The 21851-nt window shown below is 50.8% G+C and carries 16 protein-coding genes; 8 read left to right on the top strand and 8 right to left on the bottom strand.

What is annotated here, in order from left to right; all coding sequences use genetic code 11:
* Position 1: 1 nt before the first annotated feature.
* Together H515_RS0102520 and H515_RS0102515 are read right to left on the bottom strand one after the other, a co-directional pair.
* Complete coding sequence (locus H515_RS0102520) at positions 2 to 493, bottom strand: Lrp/AsnC family transcriptional regulator (RefSeq protein WP_025875311.1); 492 nt, start codon at positions 491 to 493, stop codon at positions 2 to 4.
* 618 nt (positions 494 to 1111) lie between these two features.
* Entirely contained in the window at positions 1112 to 3400 is a 2289-nt protein-coding gene (locus H515_RS0102515) for an NADP-dependent malic enzyme (RefSeq protein ID WP_028901545.1), read from the bottom strand.
* Between the two features lie 145 nt (positions 3401 to 3545).
* Here H515_RS0102515 and H515_RS0102510 point away from each other — a divergent pair, with 145 nt between their 5' ends.
* The 4 genes from H515_RS0102510 to H515_RS0102495 all read left to right on the top strand — a co-directional run bounded on the left by H515_RS0102510 (position 3546) and on the right by H515_RS0102495 (position 7699).
* Complete coding sequence (locus tag H515_RS0102510) at positions 3546 to 4163, top strand: TetR/AcrR family transcriptional regulator (protein WP_025875313.1); 618 nt, start codon at positions 3546 to 3548, stop codon at positions 4161 to 4163.
* A gap of 82 nt (positions 4164 to 4245) precedes the next feature.
* Positions 4246 to 5637, top strand: a complete 1392-nt coding sequence (locus H515_RS0102505) for an SGNH/GDSL hydrolase family protein (RefSeq protein WP_028901544.1) — start codon at positions 4246 to 4248, stop codon at positions 5635 to 5637.
* Between the two features lie 20 nt (positions 5638 to 5657).
* A complete protein-coding gene (locus H515_RS0102500) occupies positions 5658 to 7193 on the top strand; it encodes an MBOAT family O-acyltransferase (protein WP_025875315.1) in 1536 nt (511 codons plus the stop codon).
* Positions 7194 to 7465: 272 nt separating this feature from the next.
* A complete protein-coding gene (locus tag H515_RS0102495) occupies positions 7466 to 7699 on the top strand; it encodes a YecH family metal-binding protein (RefSeq protein ID WP_025875317.1) in 234 nt (77 codons plus the stop codon).
* Positions 7700 to 7877: 178 nt separating this feature from the next.
* Here H515_RS0102495 and H515_RS0102490 read toward each other — a convergent pair whose 3' ends face one another.
* From H515_RS0102490 to H515_RS0102470, 5 genes are all read right to left on the bottom strand, one after another.
* Positions 7878 to 9041: an ABC transporter permease gene (locus H515_RS0102490; RefSeq protein ID WP_025875319.1), complete on the bottom strand. Its 1164-nt coding sequence runs from the start codon at positions 9039 to 9041 to the stop codon at positions 7878 to 7880.
* Positions 9042 to 9102: 61 nt separating this feature from the next.
* Entirely contained in the window at positions 9103 to 10257 is a 1155-nt protein-coding gene (locus H515_RS0102485; protein WP_081410108.1) for an ABC transporter permease, read from the bottom strand.
* An 80-nt stretch (positions 10258 to 10337) separates the two neighbouring features.
* The gene (locus H515_RS0102480; protein WP_238300089.1) at positions 10338 to 11780 is read right to left on the bottom strand and encodes an ATP-binding cassette domain-containing protein; all 1443 of its coding nucleotides are present in this window, start codon (positions 11778 to 11780) and stop codon (positions 10338 to 10340) included.
* 175 nt (positions 11781 to 11955) lie between these two features.
* A complete protein-coding gene (locus H515_RS0102475) occupies positions 11956 to 12999 on the bottom strand; it encodes an HlyD family secretion protein (protein ID WP_025875323.1) in 1044 nt (347 codons plus the stop codon).
* Between the two features lie 57 nt (positions 13000 to 13056).
* Entirely contained in the window at positions 13057 to 14331 is a 1275-nt protein-coding gene (locus H515_RS0102470; protein ID WP_051274628.1) for a TolC family protein, read from the bottom strand.
* Positions 14332 to 14490: 159 nt separating this feature from the next.
* Here H515_RS0102470 and H515_RS0102465 point away from each other — a divergent pair, with 159 nt between their 5' ends.
* Positions 14491 to 15390, top strand: a complete 900-nt coding sequence (locus H515_RS0102465; RefSeq protein ID WP_028901540.1) for a helix-turn-helix domain-containing protein — start codon at positions 14491 to 14493, stop codon at positions 15388 to 15390.
* A gap of 230 nt (positions 15391 to 15620) precedes the next feature.
* Here H515_RS0102465 and H515_RS0102460 read toward each other — a convergent pair whose 3' ends face one another.
* The gene (locus tag H515_RS0102460) at positions 15621 to 17681 is read right to left on the bottom strand and encodes an acetate--CoA ligase family protein (protein WP_025875327.1); all 2061 of its coding nucleotides are present in this window, start codon (positions 17679 to 17681) and stop codon (positions 15621 to 15623) included.
* 233 nt (positions 17682 to 17914) lie between these two features.
* Here H515_RS0102460 and H515_RS0102455 point away from each other — a divergent pair, with 233 nt between their 5' ends.
* Genes H515_RS0102455 through H515_RS0102445 form a run of 3 tightly spaced genes read left to right on the top strand, consistent with a single transcriptional unit; the run spans position 17915 to position 21413 of the window.
* Entirely contained in the window at positions 17915 to 19534 is a 1620-nt protein-coding gene (locus H515_RS0102455; RefSeq protein WP_025875329.1) for a thiamine pyrophosphate-dependent enzyme, read from the top strand.
* Complete coding sequence (locus tag H515_RS0102450; RefSeq protein ID WP_025875331.1) at positions 19531 to 20103, top strand: indolepyruvate oxidoreductase subunit beta; 573 nt, start codon at positions 19531 to 19533, stop codon at positions 20101 to 20103. The genes H515_RS0102455 and H515_RS0102450 overlap by 4 nt, the downstream gene beginning before the upstream one ends.
* Entirely contained in the window at positions 20100 to 21413 is a 1314-nt protein-coding gene (locus tag H515_RS0102445; protein ID WP_028901539.1) for a pyridoxal phosphate-dependent aminotransferase, read from the top strand. Before H515_RS0102450 ends, H515_RS0102445 begins: the two co-directional genes overlap by 4 nt.
* Positions 21414 to 21851: the final 438 nt, after the last annotated feature.

The following is a 21851-nucleotide window of genomic DNA, read 5'->3' as shown; positions in this document are numbered from 1 at the left end:
CTTACAGTGAGCGTTGGGGGCTGTTGATGGGGACACCGTGGGTGTTTTTCAGCTCGGCCACTACGATGTAGCTGTGCAAGTTTCCGATGCCTTCTATATTTCCGAGCGTGTTGAGCATGAATTGCTGATAGTCTTTCATGTCTTTGGCCAACACCTTTATTTGGAAATCGAACTCGCCACTGGTCTCATAACACTCCGTAATCTGGTCGATTTTCATCACGGCATCACTGAATTTCTTGATGTTCGACAACGTGTGGCGCGCCAGTCGCACGTTGCAGAGCACCGTTATATGGTTACCCACCTTGTCAGCATTGACCACTGCCATGTATCTTTCTATGTATCCCTCGCGCTCAAGCCGCTTCTGGCGCTCGAAGGTGGGCGAGGGAGACAGGTTTATCTTTTCGGCCAGCTCCTTGACCGTCAGGCGTGAGTCCTCTTGCAATATGCGCAGAATCTTCAAATCGGTAGCATCGAGATCTTCAACTGTTCCCATTCTTCCATAATTTATTATTGCAGAATATTATTCTGTGAATTATCATTTCAGAAGGCAAAGGTAGTATAATTTACTTAATTAAGCAAAACATTTGCCTGTAATCATTCTTTTGCTTACCTTTGCAGTGCAATTAAGGTTATACGGTTAAATAATTTATTGGTAAAGGGTCCTGTACAATCAGATTGTGAATTTAGGATATACGTAAATTCATTAAAAATTAGCATTACTAACATTCCCAGTTAGACGCGATGTCTGACTGGGATTTTTCTTGTTTGGCTGCTCTTCGGACTTATCGGTGCTACTGCGTGGCATGTGGTTGAGGCAGCAAAATGGCATTGTCGGAGAAGCATATTTAGTACTTTTTATAACTGTCTGGTTTTCAATGTGATAGGTTTTGGCTCTCAAAAGCTCACCTTTGGCGTTGTCATTCCTTACCTTTTGCAGTGTGATAGCTTACCTTTTGCCAGGCGGTGGCTCATGTATTGATGCTTGGATGCGGGATTGTCGTGCGTTCTCCCTTTCCGTCCGACGCAGACTCCGCCGTGATGGTGCTGAAAAAGAAAAGGATTCATAGGACGGGTGTCCCACGAATCCCTTTCGGTAGATGCGTCTTGGTGGCTATTTTCTGTTCTTAATCTTCTCTACATAGGCATCGATGACCGCCACGGCGGTGATGTTCACGATGTCGCGCACCGAGCATTCGAAGTCGGTAAAGTGAATAGGCTTGTTGAGTCCCATCTGTATCGGTCCAATCACCTCTGTGTCAGGACTGAGCGCCTGCAGCAGTTTGTAGCCGCTGTTGGCCGACGACAGATCGGGGAACACCAGTGTGTTCACGTTCTTTCCCTTTAGTCTTGAGAACGGATACTTCTCGTCACGCAGCTTCCTGTTGAGTGCAAAGTTCACTTGCATCTCACCGTCGATGGCCAGGTCGGGGAACTCTCGTTGCATGGTTTCCACGGCTTCATGGACGCGTTGTGGCGATCCAGTGGTGTCGGTTCCGAAATTGGAGTAGGAAACCATGGCGATGTTCGGTTTGTCGTTGAAGAACTTCACCGAGCTGGCGGCCAATTTCGCTATGTCGGTGAGCACTCCGGCATCTGGATGTCGGTTGATGAGCGTGTCGGCGATGTAGTAAACTCCGCGTTTGGTGTTGAGAATGTGCATCGTTCCGAAATGCTCGTACTCAGGGCGTATGCCGATGACCTCCTTTGCCACACGTATGGTGTTGCTGTACCTTGTGTACAGGCCTGTGATGAATGCGTCAGCGTCGCCGTTTTCCACCATGCACATGCCGAAATAGTTGCGCTCGTACATTTTGTCGTAGGCCTCTTCGAAGGTGAAACCTTGCCGTGCTCTTTTCTCCGCCAAGTGTTTGGCATAGGTTGCGCGGTGTTTCTGTTCGTTATCGGCCCGCATGTCGATGATTCTAATGTCCGAAAGGTCGAGCTTCATTCGGTTGGCGACACGGCGAAGACGGTCGGGGTTGCCCAGAAGGATGGGTTGGCAGATTCCCTCTTGTTTGGCCTGAACAGCGGCCTTCAGCATATTCGGGTGTGCTCCCTCAGCAAACACTACGCGTTGGGGGTGTCGTGCTGCGGTGGCATGGAGGTGTCGTGTCAGTTTGGTTTCCTGTCCGAGCATCTGCCTTAAGTTATTGCGATAGGCTTCGAAATCAGTGATGGCAGTTCTGGCCACGCCACTGTCGATGGCAGCTTTCGCCACGGCCATGCTCACCTCGGTAATCAGCCGTGGATCGACAGGTTTGGGAATGAAGTACTTAGGTCCGAAAGTCAATTCGTTCACGTGATAGACCTCGTTCACTATGTCGGGAACGGCCTGTTTGGCAAGATCGGCGATGGCATGTACAGCTGCGAGCTTCATTTCCTCATTGATGGCCTTGGCATGTACGTCGAGCGCTCCGCGGAAGATGTACGGAAATCCGATGACATTGTTGATTTGGTTCGGATAATCTGAGCGTCCAGTCGCCATCAGTACGTCGGGGCGTGCGGAAAGTGCGTCCTCGTAAGATATTTCGGGAACGGGGTTGGCCAAAGCGAAAACAATGGGATTGTCGTTCATTGACCGAATCATATCCTGCGACAGGATGTTGCCCTTCGAAAGCCCAACAAACACGTCTGCTCCACGCATAGCCTCCTCCAGTGTCTTAGCGTCTCGCCGGTCGGTGGCAAAGAACGCCTTCTGTGGGGTGAGCTTCTCGCGGTCGGAGGTAATCACTCCTTTCGAGTCGAGCATCAGAATGTTCTCCTTTTTCAGGCCAAGCGCCATGTAGAGCTTCGTGCAAGAGATGGCAGCGGCTCCGGCACCGTTGACAACCAGTCTCACATCATCAATCTTCTTGCCAGCAACCTCAAGCGCATTCTTCAGTCCGGCGGCCGAAATGATGGCCGTTCCGTGCTGGTCGTCGTGCATTACAGGAATGTCGAGTGTGCGTTTAAGCCGCTCCTCTATGGCAAAGCACTCAGGAGCTTTGATATCCTCAAGGTTTATGCCACCGAACGTGGGCGCAATCTTCTCCACCGCCTCGCAAAACTTGTCAGGGTCGGTCTCGTTGACCTCGATATCGAACACATCGACACCTCCATAGATTTTGAACAATAAGCCTTTGCCTTCCATCACTGGCTTTCCGCTCATGGCTCCTATGTCACCAAGGCCCAGAACTGCCGTTCCGTTGGTGATGACGGCCACAAGGTTTCCTTTGTCTGTATATTTATATACCTCATCGGGATTCTGTTGAATCTCAAGACATGGGTAAGCTACCCCTGGTGAGTAGGCCAAACTCAAGTCGGTCTGCGTGCTGTGGGGCTTTGTTGGTGTCACTTCAATCTTACCCGGACGGCCGTTCTGGTGATATTCCAGCGCCGCCTCTTTCGTTATCTTTACCATAATTTATTTAAACAAATCTACAATTATTATCTGCACAGATATATATAGTATGTGCAAAGTTAATAAATAATACTTTAAAAAGTAGGAGAATATAAAAGATTTTTTATAATTTTGCGTCTAAATATTCATCATCTCCGCAGCTAGTATGCAGACAGGAAACAGTTACAGGTCAGATCTGAAGGAAAAAATCTTAGAGGCAGCGACGCCTATGTTCTACCAACACGGAATCAGAAAGGTGAAAATGGATGATATTGCCAAACGCTTGAGGATTTCGAAGCGCACCGTCTATGAGATTTACGCGGACAAGGAAGACCTGTTGCTGGAGGTTTTGCAACACAGTGATGAGGCAAACAGGCAGAAAATGAAGAGACTGGACGTGCCGGGAACGAACGTAATCGACATCATTATCCTGTTTTTCAAGCAGAAAGCAGAGGAGATTAGCAGAATCTATCCTGTGTTCTTTGAGGACATGCAGCGATATCCCAAGCTGTTAGAGTTCTTCAGAAAGCGCCGCAAATGTCAGGGAGCGGAGACGCAGGATTTCATACGACGTGGTATTGATGAAGGTTACTTCCTAACAGACATCAACTTCGATTTGGTGGTAATGGTGGCAGACGCATCCGTACAGTTCATTATGAGCAATTATCTCTATAAAAAATATAATTTCAAGGAGCTGCTCCGAACATTCATGCTCTTTTATATAAGAGGTATATGCACATCAAGAGGAGTGGATTTGCTTGACAAGTCGCTGAAGGAAATCTAAGGACTTGGGGCTCTGGACTAACCACTGACAAGACGGGAATACATTATTTAAATATTTGTTGTTGCTAATTCAACATTAAAAGATGAATGACAAGACTTATAAAACGCTGTTACTGACGGTGTTGGTCATTGTGTTTTTAATTTTACTCCATTTTCTTCCGAAGATAAAGATCGCTGGAACGGAGTTGCGTGAGATTAACATTCTCAGCGACTTGTCGCCACAACAGACCACGTTGCAGGACGTGTTGCCAAGGCCCGCTCAGCCAAAGGCGACCCAGCTCAAAGACAAGGATGGGCGGTTGGTCAGCTTCAAGGAGTCGTGGCCAAAGGGAACGGAGCCCATTGTTGACTTTTCGGGCGGAAAGGCTGGTGGAATGGACGCATTCTACGAGAAAATAAACAATCTTGCCAAAGGAATCACCAACGGATGCCCAGTGCGCATCGCCTATTACGGCGACTCTTTCATCGAGGGCGATGTCCTGTTGGAACACCTTCGTGAGGAATTGCAGAAAAAGTACGGAGGATGGGGTGTAGGATGGCTCGATGCCGGCAACGAGCTGAACCAGTACAAGCACACCGTCACCCACAAATTCACTGGTCTTGTCGAACATATGGTCATGAAGCGCAAAAGCTACGATGTTGCGCTGGCTGGCCTTGCGGAGCGTTATTACACGTGTTCGGGCCCTGCTCAGATAAGCCTTGCTCCCTTCATACTGCCCGAATTTCCCCATACGGGTAAGTGGCGTATCACCCAACTCTATCTCCGTGCTCCCCGTGGGGCCGATATTACGATGAAATTCGACGGCAACGTGCAGCGCGCCTTCCAACTTTCGCCCTCGCCTCGTCTGCAAGTGGTGCAGGGCGCATCACCCACGAGCCATGCGCAGCTCAGTGTCAGAGGTGGCGGAGCGGTGCTTTTCGGTACGTCGCAGGAGGCAAAAGAGGGTATAATCATCGATAATTTCAGCATGCGCGGCACCAATGGCCATTCGTTGGGCAAGCTGCCCGTTGCTATGCTCTCAGAGTTCGCCCGTGTTCGGCCCTACGACCTGATTGTTTTGCAGTATGGTGTCAATGCCGTCAACGAGCAATCGGACGCCCCACGTCTGAAAAAGTACATCGAAGAGATGCGAGTCGTGGTAAACAACTTCCGCAAAGCCTTCCCCCAAACCAGTATTCTCATCGTGAGTGCGCCCGACAGAGGCTCGAAATCGTCTCCCGACGGTACCATGCATCAGGTCGAAATGCTCGTCAGCTATCAGGAAAACCTCGCCGCCGAGTGCAAGGTGGGTTTCTACAACCTCCTCAATGCCATGGGCGGACCAGGCACAATGAAGCGCATAGTCGATTCCTACGACATGGGTTCGAAAGACTATGTGCACATCAATCACAAGGGAGGAAAATACGTGAGCGGACGAATATTCAAGTCGATAGTGGCTGGACAGAAGAATTACGGTCGCCGAATGGGTAATTAATGTTGAAATTTAAAATACCGATGGATACAGATACAATTTTTGATTTCTTCAGTTTCGTCCTCAGCAAGCTGTCAGCTTATTTCGGCTCGTTGGACTTTTCGAGAATAACCGACATCCTTCAATACAATCCTCAGGAACCGTTGCTCTTCTCGTCGGGCGCATTCCTCTTTATCTTCGCGGGCTTTATGCTCGTCTATTTTCTGCTTCGGAAACAGTTCAGCTCACGGCTTCTCTTCGTGACGCTCTTCTCCTATTACTTCTTCTACAAGAGTAGCGGATTCTATTTCGCACTTTTGGCCCTCGTTACCATATCCGACTATCTCATTGCCAGAGTGATACCACGTAGCAATAAAGCAAAGCTGTGGGTGGCGGTGAGCCTTTTCATCGATCTTGGACTGCTGGCATACTTCAAATACACCAACTTCTTTGTGGGAATGGTGAGCCAAATGATTGGCAACAATTTCCAACCGTGGGACATCTTCTTGCCAGTGGGCATCAGTTTCTACACTTTCAAGAGCATTTCCTACGTCATCGACGTGTATCGGGGCAAGATGAAGCCCATGGACAGTCTGCTAGACTATGCCTTCTATGTGAGTTACTTCCCGACACTGCTGGCAGGACCAATCGAAAGGGCAGCCGACTTCCATCCGCAGACTCGCAAGCCCTTGCAGATAACGTCGGAAATGTTTGCCCTTGGTGTCTATTTCGTCATGGTAGGACTACTCAAAAAGGCCGTAATATCCGACTATATCTCGCAAAACTTCGTCGATCGAATCTACGACAACCCGACTTTGTTCTCAGGGGGTGAGATTTTGCTGGGCATCTATGGCTATTGCATTCAGATTTACAGCGACTTCTCTGGCTACTCGGATATGGCAATCGGAATTTCCCTCTTACTGGGATTCAAGTTAAAGATGAACTTTAACGCTCCGTTCAAAGCCGACTCAATGAGCGACTTTTGGCGTCGATGGCACATATCCTTGTCAACGTGGATTCGCGACTATGTTTATATCTCGTTAGGGGGCAACCGCCATGGACGTTGGCGCATGTATCTCAATCAGATGCTGGCCATGACGGCATGCGGACTCTGGCATGGCGCATCGCTCAACTTCGTCGTTTGGGGCATGTTGCATGGTCTTTTGGTCTGCATCCATAAGTTCTGGTCGCAGACAGTGCTCGGTCACGACCGCCACTACCATCCCACGGGCATCCGACGGTTCGTCTCCGTGTTCGTCACCTTCCACGTTCTATGTTTCTCATGGCTGTTTTTCCGCTGCAAGGACTTTGAAAGCGTGTGGCTGATGGTGCGGCAGATGGTCGGAAAGTTCAACCTCCATGTCATGCCCGACGTGCTTTTCAGCTACCGTTATGTGTTCATTCTCATGCTGTTGGCCATGATTGGACACTGGTTGCCCGACAGTTGGCAGGACCGTTTTGTGCGTCTGCTGCAAAAAGGTGGTGTTGTCGGCTCGGCAATCGCCATCACCGTGGTGGTGTTCATCATCATGCAGGTGAAAAGCTCCGAAATTCAGCCATTCATTTACTTCCAGTTTTAACGATGGAATGGGCGAAAAAATCCGCTGAAAAGCACCCTGTCGTGTCAAGATTTTTTCACCATTGGCTGGCGATTAATGAGCTTTGGCATTGCGAAAGGTCATCTTTTGCACGGTGAAAGGTCAGCCATCGCACAATGAAAGCTGACTTTTGTAAGGCAAAAATTTATCCTATTGAATTTCAGCGGTTTACATAGGTAGATAGAAAGAATAGAAATGTAAAGGATTTTCAATCTCATTAGATAATCAATCATCATAAAAAGAAAGGAAAAAATATGACACATGGACACGACGTTCTCCACATGATGGAGGGCAACAGTTACACGACAAAGGAGAGTCTGGTGAAGGCAATCATCGAGAAGTTTGGCCCCAATGAGCGTTTCTACACCTGTTCGGTGGAGGGACTCACAGCCGCCGAGCTTGTTGACTTCCTCGAAGAGCGCGGGAAATTCATGCCCTCGCAGCAAGATGCCTTCACTGTCGATTCCAGCAAGATTTGCAATCATTGAGTCTTTTCTCCGCTTCGGGTGAGCGTCAGCCCTTCTCGCTGCGATGAATCCGCCCTTTTTGCATCAACAAAAGAGAATGCCAAGCCGCAAAACTGTGGCTTGGCATTTTTGTTTTATGCCCTTGTCGTGATGGCTCCGCACGTCGTCCGTGTGTGGATAATGACGATAGTTGGTGGAATCAGTGGTTCTTCTTGTAGCTGAACACGGCCCAAAGATCAAGCACTACGGCGAAAATGCCGAGGCCAAGCACCTGATTGGCAATGCTGTTGAAGTCGCCTCCACGGACGAAAACGGTGCGGATGGCATCGATGAAGTAGTGCATCGGGTTGAGATAGGTCGTCTTGAAGGCCCAGTCGGGCATCGACCGCACGGGGGTGAACAGTCCACTCATGAGCATCATTATCATAATGACGAACCACATCATGAAGGTAGCCTGCTGCATGTTGTGGCTATAGTTGGAGATAACAAGGCCGAGACCGCTGAAAACAAAGGAGAGCAGGGCCACGAGCAGATAGATCAGGGCGAGATTGCCTGCCGACGTGATGTCGTAGAGGAGCCACGAGAGGATGAAACACAAGGAGATGACCACCAGTCCCATGATCCAGTAGGGAATGAGCTTAGCAAGAATGAACACACTCTTGCTCACTGGGGTGACGTTCATGGCCTCAATGGTGCCGCTTTCCTTTTCGCCGACGATGTTGAGTGTGGGCAGAAACCCGCAGAGGGTCATAATGAGCATGGCCATGAGGGCAGGAATCATGAAGAGTTTGTAGTTCAGGTTCTTGTTGTAGAGGTAGAGCGTGGAGATCTTTGCGTTGATGGCCGACAGTTCGGGGGTGACGTGCTGGCTGATGATGCTGCTCAGATAGGTGGTTCCCAGTGCGCCTTTTGTACCATTGACGGCATTGGCTGCAATCAGAATCTGTGGGTTGCCGTTGGCCATACGGTCACGTTCGAAGTGGGGAGGAATCTCCATCAGCATGTCGGCATCTGAGCTCTTGATGTCTTTCATCGCCTCCTCGTAACTCGTTTCCTGACCGTTGAATATGAAATATTTGCTCGCCTCAATCTTGTGGACGAGCTGTTGCGACATGACCGACCGGTCGTTGTCTATCACATCCACCTTGATGTTCTTGATTTCCATGTTCAGAACCCACGGCATCACGCACATGGAGGTGATGGGAAAGATCATGATGAGACGGGGTAGGAAAGGGTTGCGGCGTATTTGGATGAACTCCTTGGTCAGCAGTGCTAACAGAAGTTTCAGTCCTCTCGCTTTCTTGGCAGGCGATTGCAAGGCCCTTTGCTGCCCGTTGGTGTTGTATTGTTTGTCGTTGCTCATTTTCTAATGCGTGAATGGTGGTTGGTTCTGTCGTTGTTCCTTTTCTAATGCGTGAATGGCGTTAAAGTCTTACCTTGAATTTCTTCAGTGCCACGGTAAGAAAAACCACGGTCATGGCGGTGAGCACGGCGAGTTCTTGCAGCACACTGCCAATATCGACACCCATGATCATCAGCTTGCGCATGGCGGAGATGTAGTAACGCGGTGGCATCGCTGCCGAAACCCACTGCAGAAGCGGTGGCATGCTTTCTATTGGATAAATCATTCCGCTCAGAAGCAGACTCGGCATCATCAGAACCATAGCTGAGACCAAAAGAGCGGTCAGCTGTGTTTTAGCAATGGTTGAGATAAGAAGCCCAAGTGACAGTGCCATAACGATATAAATGGTTGACACAATGATAATCCAAAATAAACTTCCCGTGATAGGAACGTGCAGGGCGAAGCGGGCCATGATGAGGATTGTCACGAGGATGGCAAAGGCCAGCGCCATGTAGGGGATAGCCTTGGCGATGATGATCATGAGTGGTCGCACGGGACTGACGAGCAGTACCTCCATCGTTCCTCGTTCCTTCTCCTTCACTATGCTAATAGACGTCATCATAGCGCAGATGAGCATGAGCAGGATTCCCATGATACCGGGCACGAAATTGTAGGCACTCTTCATCTGTGGGTTGTAGAGCAGCTTTGTGTTGACGACCGACGGACTTGCCAGAGTGTCCGTTTCGCGGCCGATGTGCTGGGCCATCGTCATCGCTGCGTAGTTGCTGTATTGCTGAGCCATATTGGGATCGGCTCCGTCGGTGATGATTTGCAGTCCGGATTGTCTGCTGGCGAAGTCGGGGGCAAAGACAACGGCGATGTCGGCTTCCTGATTGCGTATCAGTCGTTCAGCTTCCGAGGGCGTACCCACCTGACTTGTGACAATGAAATACTCGCTTGCGTCGAGTGCGTTCACAAGTTTCTGTGTCTGGTTGTCCATCGAGGCCGTCACGATAACTGTCCTTACGTTCTTCACTTCCGTGGAGATGGCGAAGCCGAAGAGCAGCATCAGCACGACGGGCATTCCGAAAAGAACCAGCATAGTGCGCTTGTCGCGCAGTATGTGGCGCGACTCCTTGAGAATAAAGGAGAGGAATAGCTTCGTGTCTGCTCCCTTTCGGGCTTGTGAGAAGCCCGTGCTGTCTTTTGGATTGTCCTGTTTCGTGTTGCCGTTCATTGCCTTTCGTTTGTTCAGTTCTTTGTCATGATATCGTTTTCGCTCAGCTCCCGTCGGCGATGGCTCACCCGATGGAATCGCTATATTTTGCTTCGGCTGGCCAACTCTACGAATACTTCGGCCATACTCTTCTTTCCGAACCTTGCTTTCAACTCGTCTGGTGTTCCCATGGCACTGATTCTGCCATCCACCATTATGCTAATGCGGTCGCAGTATTCAGCTTCGTCCATGTAATGGGTCGTCACGAACACGGTGATGCCACGCTCCGCCGCCTCGTAGATGAGCTCCCAGAACTGGCGGCGCGTCGCTGGGTCGATGCCTCCTGTGGGTTCGTCGAGAAATACCACGTCGGGCTCGTGGAAGATGCTCACCGAAAAGGCCAGCTTTTGTTTCCAACCGAGCGGGAGCGATGCGACAATGTCGTCCTTGTGGTCAGCGAAGTTGATGCGAGTGAGCATCTCCTCTGTCTTTTGGGCTATCTCCCGTTTGCCCATACCGTAGATACTGGCGAACAAACGTATGTTTTCGCTCACCGTTAGGTCCTCGTAGAGCGAGAATTTCTGACTCATGTAACCGATATTGCGCTTGATTTGCTCGTACTCCGTTGAGATGTCGTAGCCGCCTACAGAGCCTTTGCCACTCGTTGGCTGGCTCAGGCCTGTCAGCATGTGCATGGCGGTGGATTTTCCCGCACCGTTGACGCCAAGAAAGCCGAATATCTCACCCTTCTTCACTGTGAAACTGATGTCGTTGACGGCACGGAACGTACCGAAGGCCTTGACCAAATGCTCCACCTCGATAACGTTTTCGCTCGCTGTCTTGTCAGCGTTGGCTCGCTCAATGGGCGGCGGATTGAAGATGTTCCTGAACTTTTCGAGTGTCTTGTCGGGTGTGTCGATTCCCTTTATCTCACCTTCGTGGATGAAAGCGATACGGTCGCACCGCCTCACCTCGTCGAGATAGGGAGTCGATACCACAATGGTGATGTTAACTTCGCGCAGCGATCGAAGCATATCCCATAACTCCTTGCGGCTCACTGGGTCAACGCCTGTCGTCGGTTCGTCAAGAAAAAGCACGTCAGGCTTATGAATCAACGCACACGACAGTGCCAGTTTTTGCTTCATTCCGCCCGACAAGTCGCCTGCTTTCCTGTCCTTGAACTTTTCGATTTGTGAGTAGATGGGTGCAATGAGGTCATATCCCTCGCTGATAGTGGTGCCGAACAGCGTGGCGAAGAATGCGAGATTTTCCTCCACAGTCAGGTCTTGGTAGAGCGAAAACCTCCCCGGCATGTGGCCCACACGTCGGCGAACGTCTGTCATTTGTTCAACGGTGTCGAAGCCGCCGACCATCGCCGAGCCCCCGTCGGGCAGCAACAGCGTGGTCATGATGCGGAACAGCGTGGTCTTTCCTGAACCATCGGGTCCTATTAGACCGAAAATCTCGCCTTTGTTCACTGTGAACGACACGTCTTTCAGTGCCCCAATGTCGCCGTAGGACTTGGAAACATGCGACAGACTCACCTCTATTTCATTTTCATGGGTGAGATGTGTCTCGTTTGCTGATGTACTGTTGTATTGCAATTTGTGGACGATTGTTTTGTTGATTCTCCGCAAAGGGCTTGCCTTGTCTTGCCCAATGCGGTGCGAAAGGATTAGTCATGGGCAGCGATGGCCCGTCAGCGGGGCTGCGGTCGCTTTACTTTGACTGGGCGCTGCTGGTCAACAGCTTCACCTCACCATACATACCGATTTTGATATAGCCATCGTTGTTGACGGCAATCTTGACCGCATACACCAAGTCGGCCCGCTCATCATCGGTCAATATGGTCTTGGGCGTGAACTCGCTTCTGCTGCTTATCCACGTGATAGTTCCAGGATATTCCTTCCTTTCGCCATTTCCGTAGTTGGCAAAGACCTTCACCCGTTGGCCGACCCTCACTTTCTGCAGTTGCTCCGATGTGATATAGGCCCGCATAATCATGTGTTTGGTATCGGCAACCTTGAACAACGGTTTGCCAGTGATGGCAAATTCGCCCCGTTCCATGTACTTTTCCAATATCGTTCCTGTGATAGGAGAGATGATTTGTGTATTGGAAATCTGCTCGTCGAGCTGCGATTGCTGGACATTGATGTTCTGCGACTGTGCGTCCACTCCCTCATTCTGCGCCCCAAGGCCTTCTATCTGCGCTCCAAGGCCCTTGCTTTGCTCGGCGAGACTAGCGTTTGTGCTGGCGAGTTGTTCACGAGTGGCAGCCAATTGCTTTTGTAGTACGCTTATCTGATAACCTATTTCCTCAACTTGCTTGCGGGTTGCTGCTCCATCCTTCAAGAGTTCACTGAACCGTTGCTTTTCTTTCTTTTGATTATCAATCTGTTGCTGTATGGAGGCAATCTGTGTTTCGAGGTTCAAAACTCTGCTGTCGATGGCCATTCGGTTGGCGTTCAACTGCTCCTGTGTGGCCGAAGTCTGTCGCTTTGCTGCGTTGAGCTGGCTCTGTTGGGTAGCAAGCTGTTGCTTTTTGAGCCTCAACTGCGTGGCGTCGATAGTCCCCAGTACGGCGTTGGCCGTCACCTGTTGTCCCTCAACTATGTTAAAAGCCTCGATTTTGCCTGTAATCTGGGCCGAGACGGTCACCTCTGTGGCCTCAAAAGTGCCGGTTGCATCGAACTCCGGCTCATTGTTTCCGCAGCTGCAGAGTGCCGTCAGCGCCAGAAAGTAGAGGTATGGTTTCTTCTTCATTGTAGTAATTATGCTTTATCAGTTGGTGAAAATGCTTTGTTTCGTGAGCTTTGCCCTTCATTGACCGAGCAACCATTTCTGGTCGTACAAGTGTTTGAGTAGTTCTATCTCATGGGTGGAAAGGGCAATCCGCGCCCCATTCTCTTTGTTGAGCTCCTGAAGTAGAGACGTTACCTCAATGATGCCGTGGCGGAGCTTAGATTCGTAGGCGCGACGCACCTTCTCTCGCAGTGCGATGATTTCGTTATCGGTTGCCATTAGTTTGCGATAGCGTTCTATTTCAGCATCTTGCTGCATATTATCAAGGTGATTGTTGAACAAGAAAGTCTCCAAACGATTGCTCGCTTCTTTGCGTTGCAGTTCCAATCGGGCCTTGTCGTTCTTGTTGGTGTAGAGCGATCCGATGTTCCATGTCACGCGAAGGCCGATTATTCCGTTAAGACTCATCCTGCGACGCATCATGTCTTCGTACATGTTATATCCCGGATAGCCGTAGAATCCGCTTGCGAAGGCGCTCACTTTGGGCATCAGTCCGGCGTGGAGGGCCTTCTCCTGTGCTCTGATAAGTTGCAGTTGAGTCTCGGCAAGCCTTACTTCGGGGCGGTTGTTGCGGTCGTTCGGTGAGTCGATCATGACTGGTTTCTGCACCTCCGATACCTTTTCGCCAATGAATGCTGACAGAAGTTGCAACAAACTCTCTTTCTGAATGTTGAGATTGGTAGCCTCTTGCGTTGCATTAAGTCGTTCGGCCCTGACAGAGTTGTAGTCACACTCCATCGCCGTACCTCCTTTGAGCATCGCTTCGAGCTGTTTCTCGTTGACGTTGAGCAGCGACTGCCTGTCGGCATTCAGCCGCAGCAAGTCGTTGACGAGCAGAACACCGAAATAAAGTTCGTTGATTCGTTTGCGGACGGCATGGAGACTGACCTCGTTCTCTGCCGTCATCACCTCTTTTTGTCGAGCCGCCACCTCTTTATTCCTGCCGATTGCGCCGCCGTCGTAGATGATTTGGCTGACATCTACACCTATTTTATATTGTTCGCGCTTCAGTCCGTCGCATTGAACACCCGTCTGTCGGAGCATGTCCGTCATGGCATCGGGCAACTTTACCACATCGCTCTGCAACGTGGCCTGGGCATAGACCGTCACTTGGGGCAGCCACTGTTTGCCGATGTTGTCGATGTCGATATTGGCTGTGCGTGCAATGAGGTCGTGTCGCTTGATGAGCGGATAGTTCTGCATGGCCATCTGCTGGCACTCGTCGAGCGTTCGTGTCTGCGCCATCAAGCCGATGGGCAGCGTGCAAAGCAATGTGACAAGGAGTTTTCTCATGATTCGTCGTTTTATCTTGATGCAAAGATACGAAAAAACCACCTGATGGCGGTTATCTATTTCATGGTAATCATGTTCTTTTCGTACGATTTATAAACGAAAAGACTATGTTTGATCCGAAATTTATTATATTTGCATCGGATAAACAGATAAAAAGCCATGCAAAAGAAACCCGAATCGCTCACATTTGAACGCTTCTCGGAGCTCATTACGGGAGCGAGCCGAGACAACAGCCCCAGTATCTACCTGAGCAAAGACCTGTCTGTGGTGACCGAAAGTCTGCTCATGGCGAGGGTGATGCTGGGCAAAAACCTGCTCATTCAGTTGCAAGATTATCGTTGTGGCTATGTCGTCTCTGGCCGTTTGCGTGTCAGAATCAATCTGTTGGAGCGTGAGTTGCGGGCCGGAATGCCTTTGTTCCTCACACCGGGCTCCTTCGTTCAGCCCCAATCGGCGAGCGATGACTTCGCCTTTTGTGGCATGGCCGTGTCGTCGGAGCTGGTGCATTTTGCATTCAACAATCGCCTTCCGTCGCTCTTCAACGAGCAGACCCTCGACGGACAGTTGCCCATCAGCACCACCGAGGCCGACATCCTGCTGCGCCTGCTGGGGGTTCTGAAAGACGTGGCGGCCCGTCAGCAACCTTACCACCCGTCAACGCTCAACCTCGTGGCGGCGATTCTGAATCTCTTTGATGGATTTTTCGCTCCCCACTTGTCGGCCCAGAGCCGTGAGAAATCCAACGACCGCAACATCTTCGACCGGTTTATCTATCTCGTCAACAACCATTGTAAGAGCGAACATCAGATGAAATTCTATGCCGACCGTATGTGTCTGACGGAGCGTTACTTGGGAACGGTGGTGAAAAAGGCCAGTGGTGTGACGGCGAAGGAGTGGATCGACCGTGCCATCGTCACCACTGCCAAGCTCATGTTGCGCCACGACAACCTGACGGCTGTAGAAATTGCCGACAGACTCCATTTTCCGAATGCCAGTTTCTTCTCAAAGTATTTCAAGCGGCTCACGGGACTGACACCACTCGAATACCGTCGGAAATGATGCCGCAGCCCATTTGTGAGGCAAGCGCCGAAGGACGGAATCTCCCTTGCTAATCCGCTGAAATACAGTAAGAAAGCTTTCGCATTGTAAAAGGTGAGGTATGAGACGATGAAAGGTGAGCTTTTGCATGCCAAAAGCTCACCTTTCACAAACCGTTGGCTGAACCGATGACAAGTGAGACCAGTTCAGCCCTTCGGCTATATATATAATAAGGTGTCTGAGACGATCGATTATTTCTCAATCCTGATGCGTGCATCGACAGCCACAATGTCATCGCCGTCTGCCAGTAGCGGATTGATGTCCATCTCCTTGATTTCGATAGCGTAGCGCAACAGTACGGACAGGCGCTGGATAATCTCGATGAATTTCTCCTCGTTGATGCCCTTCTGCCCGCGGATGCCCTGCAGAATCTTGTAGCCCCGCAGCGATCGAATCATCGTTCTGACCTCATCGGCCGACAGGGGAGCCAGTCCGCTGGCCACATCCTTCAGTGCCTCGACGAAGATGCCCCCCAGACCGCATAGCACCACATGACCGAAGCGTGGCTCATACTTCGCGCCAACGAAGAGCTCGCGTCCCGAAATCATCTTCTGAATCATTACTGCGCTTGCGTCTTGGATCTTCATCATTCGGTCGAACTCCATTCCCAGTTGCTCGGAGCTGCGCACATTGAGCGCCACACCTCCGACATCGCTCTTGTGTACTGGCCCAACGACTTTGGCAACCACAGGATAGCCAATCTTTTCGGCGAAGGCTGTCAGCTCCTCCTTTGTCCCAGCGACCATCTCTGGCACAACGGGAATCTTGGCACAGGTGAGCAGTTGTCGCACGATGTCGGGCGCCACATATCCGTTTTCGTCAATGCCGTCGATGATTTTGCGTATCTTGGGAATGTCCACTCCCATGAGATTGATTTCCTGTGGCACAGGCTGCGGAGTGCGCATGATTTGCGAAAGTGCCGTGCCCAGTGTCACCTCGTCGCTGAAATTCACATGTCCCTTGCTCAGGAACTCCGCCACCTCTGGTCCGGCGGTGTTCAGACAGGGCAGGATGGGGAAGATGGGCTTCTTGCATTCCAAAATCTTCTTGTGCAGAACGTCATAGGCCTCATAGAGTTGGACGAGCCCCGGTGTGCCGAAGATGACCATCATGGCGTCGATATTGTCGAATTTCTTCTCACAATAGTCGATGGCGATTCCGAGATGCTCCGGTGTTCCCGTGGCAAGGATGTCGATGGGGTTGGCCACCGATGAGCCCGGAAACAGCTGCGCTTTGAGTTCGTCTGCCAAACGTCCGTCGAGTTTGGGCACATTCAGTCCTCCCTTCGACAAAGCGTCAGTGAGCATCACGCCAGGGCCGCCCGCATGGGTGACGATGGCAAAGTTCTTGCCTGTGATTTTCGGCAGCGTGAAGATGCAACCGACGGTCGTCAGCTCTTCGCGCGAGAAGCAACGGACGATTCCAGCCTTACGGAACAAAGCCTCTACGGCGGTGTCGCTCGATGCGATGGCACCGGTGTGCGACGAGGCGGCACGGCTTCCGCTCTCACTTGAACCAGCCTTGATGGCGGCAATGCGGCATCCTTTCCTGATGAGCGAGCTGGCATGGAGCAGCATCTTGTCTGGATCGTTGATGTTCTCGATATATAGTAGCTTCACCTTCGAGTCGTGTTCGGGGTCGAAATGCTCATCCATGTATTGCAAAACGTCCTCGATGCCGTTCTGTTTGCCATTGCCGGTTGACCAAACCGAGTTGAACTGCAAGCCTTTGATGACCGCCGACTCAAGAATGAACACCGCTGTGGCTCCCGAACCACTCAAGAAGTCAACTCCTTGCGGATGAAGCTTGGGGATTGGCTTCGTGAACACACTGTGATGGTTGTTGTTGAGCAAGCCGATACAGTTCGGACCAATCAGCGCACAGCCATACTTCTCGCATGTGTCGAGGATGTGCTGTTCCAGTTCGGCGCCCTCTTTCGTCTCCTCACCAAAGCCAGCGGAGATGATAATGAAAGCTCTCACCTGCTTGTGCTCGGCTAAATAGTCAACATAATCTGGGCAGAATTTTGCCGCTACCACCATGATTGCCAAGTCGGTGGCTGGCAACTCTTCGGCATTGTGGAATACTTTGATTCCCTGAATCTCGTCCTCTTTGGGATTGACAATGTGCAATGCCCCCTTGAAACCACCTTGAATAAGGTTTCTTACTATAGCCCCACCAGGCTTGTGGACATCGTTGGAGCCGCCTATCACGACGATACTCTCTGGGTTTAGCAATTGCCGATTAATCATAGATAATAAGTTTTAAAGTAAATCTTAAAAAAATATCATTGAACCACGCACACTGGTTGCCCAATATCATGGCATTTCTCTATTGCAAATCTACAAAAAAAATCGTAATCTCTTACAGATTATAAAAAAAATGAACGTTTTTTTACTGATTATTTGCCCATAATCAAATTTTTTTGCTAAATTTGAAACATTCAAATGGTCAATCAACCAGATCTTAAAACTATATAAGCGTTATGAAGAAATTACTTTTAGGTGACGAAGCGATCGCCCAAGGTGCAATGGACGCAGGCTTAAGCGGCGTCTATGCTTACCCAGGAACACCTTCTACCGAGATTACGGAGTACATTCAGAACTCCAAGTTGGCAAAAGAGCGTAACATCCACAGACAGTGGAGCACCAACGAGAAGACCGCCATGGAGCAGGCGTTGGGCATGTCCTACATGGGCAAGCGCGCATTGGTGTGCATGAAGCACGTCGGACTGAACGTTTGTGCTGATCCTTTCGTCAATTCGGCCATGACAGGGGTCAACGGAGGAATCGTGGTGCTGGTGGCTGACGACCCGTCCATGCACTCATCGCAGGACGAACAAGACAGTAGGTTCTATGGAAAGTTCGCCATGATACCCACATTCGAGCCCAGTTCGCAGCAGGAAGCTTACGACATGATGGCAGAGGCTTATGACCTGTCGGAGCAAATGTGCCTTCCCGTCCTAATGAGGGTGACCACCCGCATGGCGCACAGTAGGGCCGTGGTGACAATCAGTGACGAACCGCGTAAGGAAAACGAATTGAACTACAATGCAAAGGCCAGCAACTGGGTGTTGCTTCCTGCCGTTTCGCGCAAGAGAAACATCATTGTCACAGGGCAGCAGGCAAAGCTTGAGCAGATGGCAGTAGAGAGCCGGCACAACCAATACATAGAAGGCAAGGACCACAGCTTGGGAATCATCGCCAGCGGCATAGGTTTCAACTACGTGATGGAGAACTTTCCCGACGGCAGTCCTTACCCAGTGCTGAAAATCAGTCAGTACCCACTCCCCAAAGAGTTGGTAAGGCGCATGACAGCGGAGTGCGACAGCGTGCTCATCGTTGAGGAAGGGCAGCCTTTCATCGAAGAGATGGTAAGGGGAGTGATGCCCGGAAACACCGTAATCAAAGGCCGTCTGAGTGGTGAGTTGCCACGGACGGGTGAGCTGAACCCCAACCTCGTGGCGCTCGCACTGGGCATACCAGTCAGCGAGAATTATGCTCCGAGCGAGAATGTGGTGCCCCGTCCGCCCGCATTGTGTAAGGGTTGTGGCCACCGTGACGTATATAAGGCCCTCAATGAGATTATGAAGGAATACCCGAATGCCCGAATCTTTGGTGACATCGGTTGTTATACGCTGGGTTTCCTCCCACCTTTCAATGGCATCCACTCATGTGTTGACATGGGAGCGAGCATCACTATGGCCAAGGGAGCTGCCGATGCGGGACTCTGGCCTGCAGTAGCCATCATCGGCGACTCAACTTTCACCCATTCGGGAATGACCGGTCTGCTCGACGCCATTAACGAAAATGCCAACATTACGGTCATCATCAGCGACAATCTGACCACAGCCATGACCGGAGGACAGGACTCTGCCGGTACAAACAAGTTCGAAGCGATCTGCCGTGGCCTTGGTTTGAACAACGAGCACCTGAAGGTTGTGGTTCCCGTTCCGAAGAGCTTGCCTGAGATTACCAGAATCCTCAAGGAGGAAATAGAATACAAGGGCGTGAGTGTCATCATCCCCCGCAGGGAGTGCCTGCAGACTTTCCAACGTCATCTTAAAATGAAAAGAGCACAAAAGCAAAAGGAGGCAAAACAATGAAAACAGACATTATATTATGTGGAGTGGGAGGACAAGGCATCCTCTCTATCGCAACGGTCATCGGCGAAGCTGCCATGAAGGAGAATCTATACATCAAGCAGGCTGAGGTACATGGCATGTCGCAGCGTGGCGGCGACGTACAGAGCAACCTTCGCATATCGTCGGACCCCATTCTGAGTGATTTGATTGCCGAGGGAAGCGCCGATGTGATTATCTCGATGGAGCCGATGGAGGCCCTTCGCTATGTCAACTACCTGAAAAAGGACGGCTGGATCATCACCGCCAACAAGCCTTTTGTCAACATTCCCAACTATCCGGAGATGGAAGTCATTGAGAAAGACCTCGCCAAGGTGAGCAACGTCATCTCGATTGACATCGAAGAGCTGGCCCAGAGCAACGGTATTCCACGCTCGGCCAACGTCATTCTTCTTGGCGCGGCTCAGAAAGCGTTGGGAATAGAGTACGAAAAGCTCGAAGAGGCCATCAGAAGGGTGTTCGAAAGGAAGGGCGAAGCCGTGGTGAATGATAACTTAAAAGCATTGGAAATAGGTAAGTCAGCGCAGAAATGAAAGAAACTCCGATAAAAAAACAAATCATCGACGATGCCATTGCCGACTATGGCATTCAGGATTTCTCGAAGGCGACCATCCGAGAGGTGAAGCGCATTGCCGAGTATGCCGAGAAAAAATCGGGCGTTGAGTTTATAAAGATGGAAATGGGAATCCCCGGACTCCCTGCCTCCAAGGTGGGAGTGGATGCCCAAATCAAGGCTTTGCAGGACGGAATAGCCAATATGTACCCCGATATTCAGGGCGCTGAGGTGCTGAAAAACGAGGCTTCGCGCTTCGTCAAGGCATTCATCGGCCTCGACATCAATGCCGTTGGTTGCATTCCGACGGTGGGTTCGATGCAGGGTACTTACGCAGCATTCCGCCTTTGCTCACAACTTGACGACAAAAAGGATACGATTCTCTTCATCGATCCAGGTTTCCCCGTGCAGAAGATGCAACTTCAGGTGCAGGGTGTGAAGTATGAGACTTTCGATGTCTATGATTTCCGTGGCGACAAGCTCGCTCCCAAGATTGAGAGCTACCTGAAGAAGGGCAATATCAGTGCCATCGTCTATAGCAACCCCAACAACCCCTCGTGGGTGTGCCTCGATGAGGACGAGTTGAGGGCCATAGGAAGGCTCGCTACCCAGTATGACACCATCGTATTGGAAGACCTTGCCTACTTCGCCATGGACTTTCGCAAAGACCTTGGTCAACCGTTTGAGCCGCCTTATCAGAGCAGCGTCGGACGATACACCGACAACTATATGCTGTTCGTCAGCGGCAGCAAGGCCTTCAGTTACGCAGGCGAGCGCATTGCCGTGGTTTGCATCTCCGATAAGCTGTTCGACCGCCATTTCGAGGCCCTCGACGAGCGTTACCAAGGACTGCCTTTTGGCATGATTTACTCAGCTCGCATCCTCTATGCCTTGTCGTCGGGAACGAGTCACAGTGCGCAATATGCACTGGCGGCCATCTTCAAGGCGGCGTCTGACGGCACTTACCGCTTCAGGGAGGAGACACGCGAGTATGCACGCCGTGCCAACAAGCTGAAGGAGATATTCCTCCGCCACAACTTCCACATCGTCTATGACCACGATTTGGGAGAGTCGATAGCCGACGGCTTCTATTTCACGATAGGCTACAAAGGCATGACGAGTGGTGAGCTGGCGCATCAGCTGATGTACTATGGTGTCAGTGCCATTTGTCTTGTGACAACCGGAAGCCATCAGGAGGGACTTCGTGTCTGCACATCTTTTATAAAGGACAGCCAGTACGAAGTGCTCGACCAGCGCATGGCCATCTTTGCCGAGAACAACCCTGTCTGACACGGCGTCATCTGCCAGCTCCCGACCTGTTTCGGGGCTGCGACGACGGAGACAGACCCATCGTTTGCCGTCCGGCAATCCTCATCTTACATGGTGAGCGCTTGCCTGACGGCATTCTTTTTGTGCCCTTCCGAACCAGTTGGCGCAACCCTTCCAGTCCTTCGGCTCATGAACCGCTTCGTCATAGCTCACCTTTCACTCGGTCATAGCTCACCTTTTGAAGTGTAAAAGCTCACCTTTTGTTAAGTGAAACCTATTGTGTTGATTATCAGAGAGTTGTAAATAGGCTTCCGAAGGCCGTCCAAATGCGTTTCGGTCGCAGTGCGAGCGCACCCCCTCCGCACCCTTTCGCTATGATGAAAACTGCCCCAACTGCCGGACTGGAATAATGACCGAGGTTGTGTTGAATTTCAAAATTTTATGCGTAACTTTGCATTA

It is taken from the genome of Prevotella corporis DSM 18810 = JCM 8529, from assembly GCF_000430525.1.
GTDB classification, from domain to species: domain Bacteria; phylum Bacteroidota; class Bacteroidia; order Bacteroidales; family Bacteroidaceae; genus Prevotella; species Prevotella corporis.
This window is presented reverse-complemented; position numbering and strand designations above follow the sequence as displayed.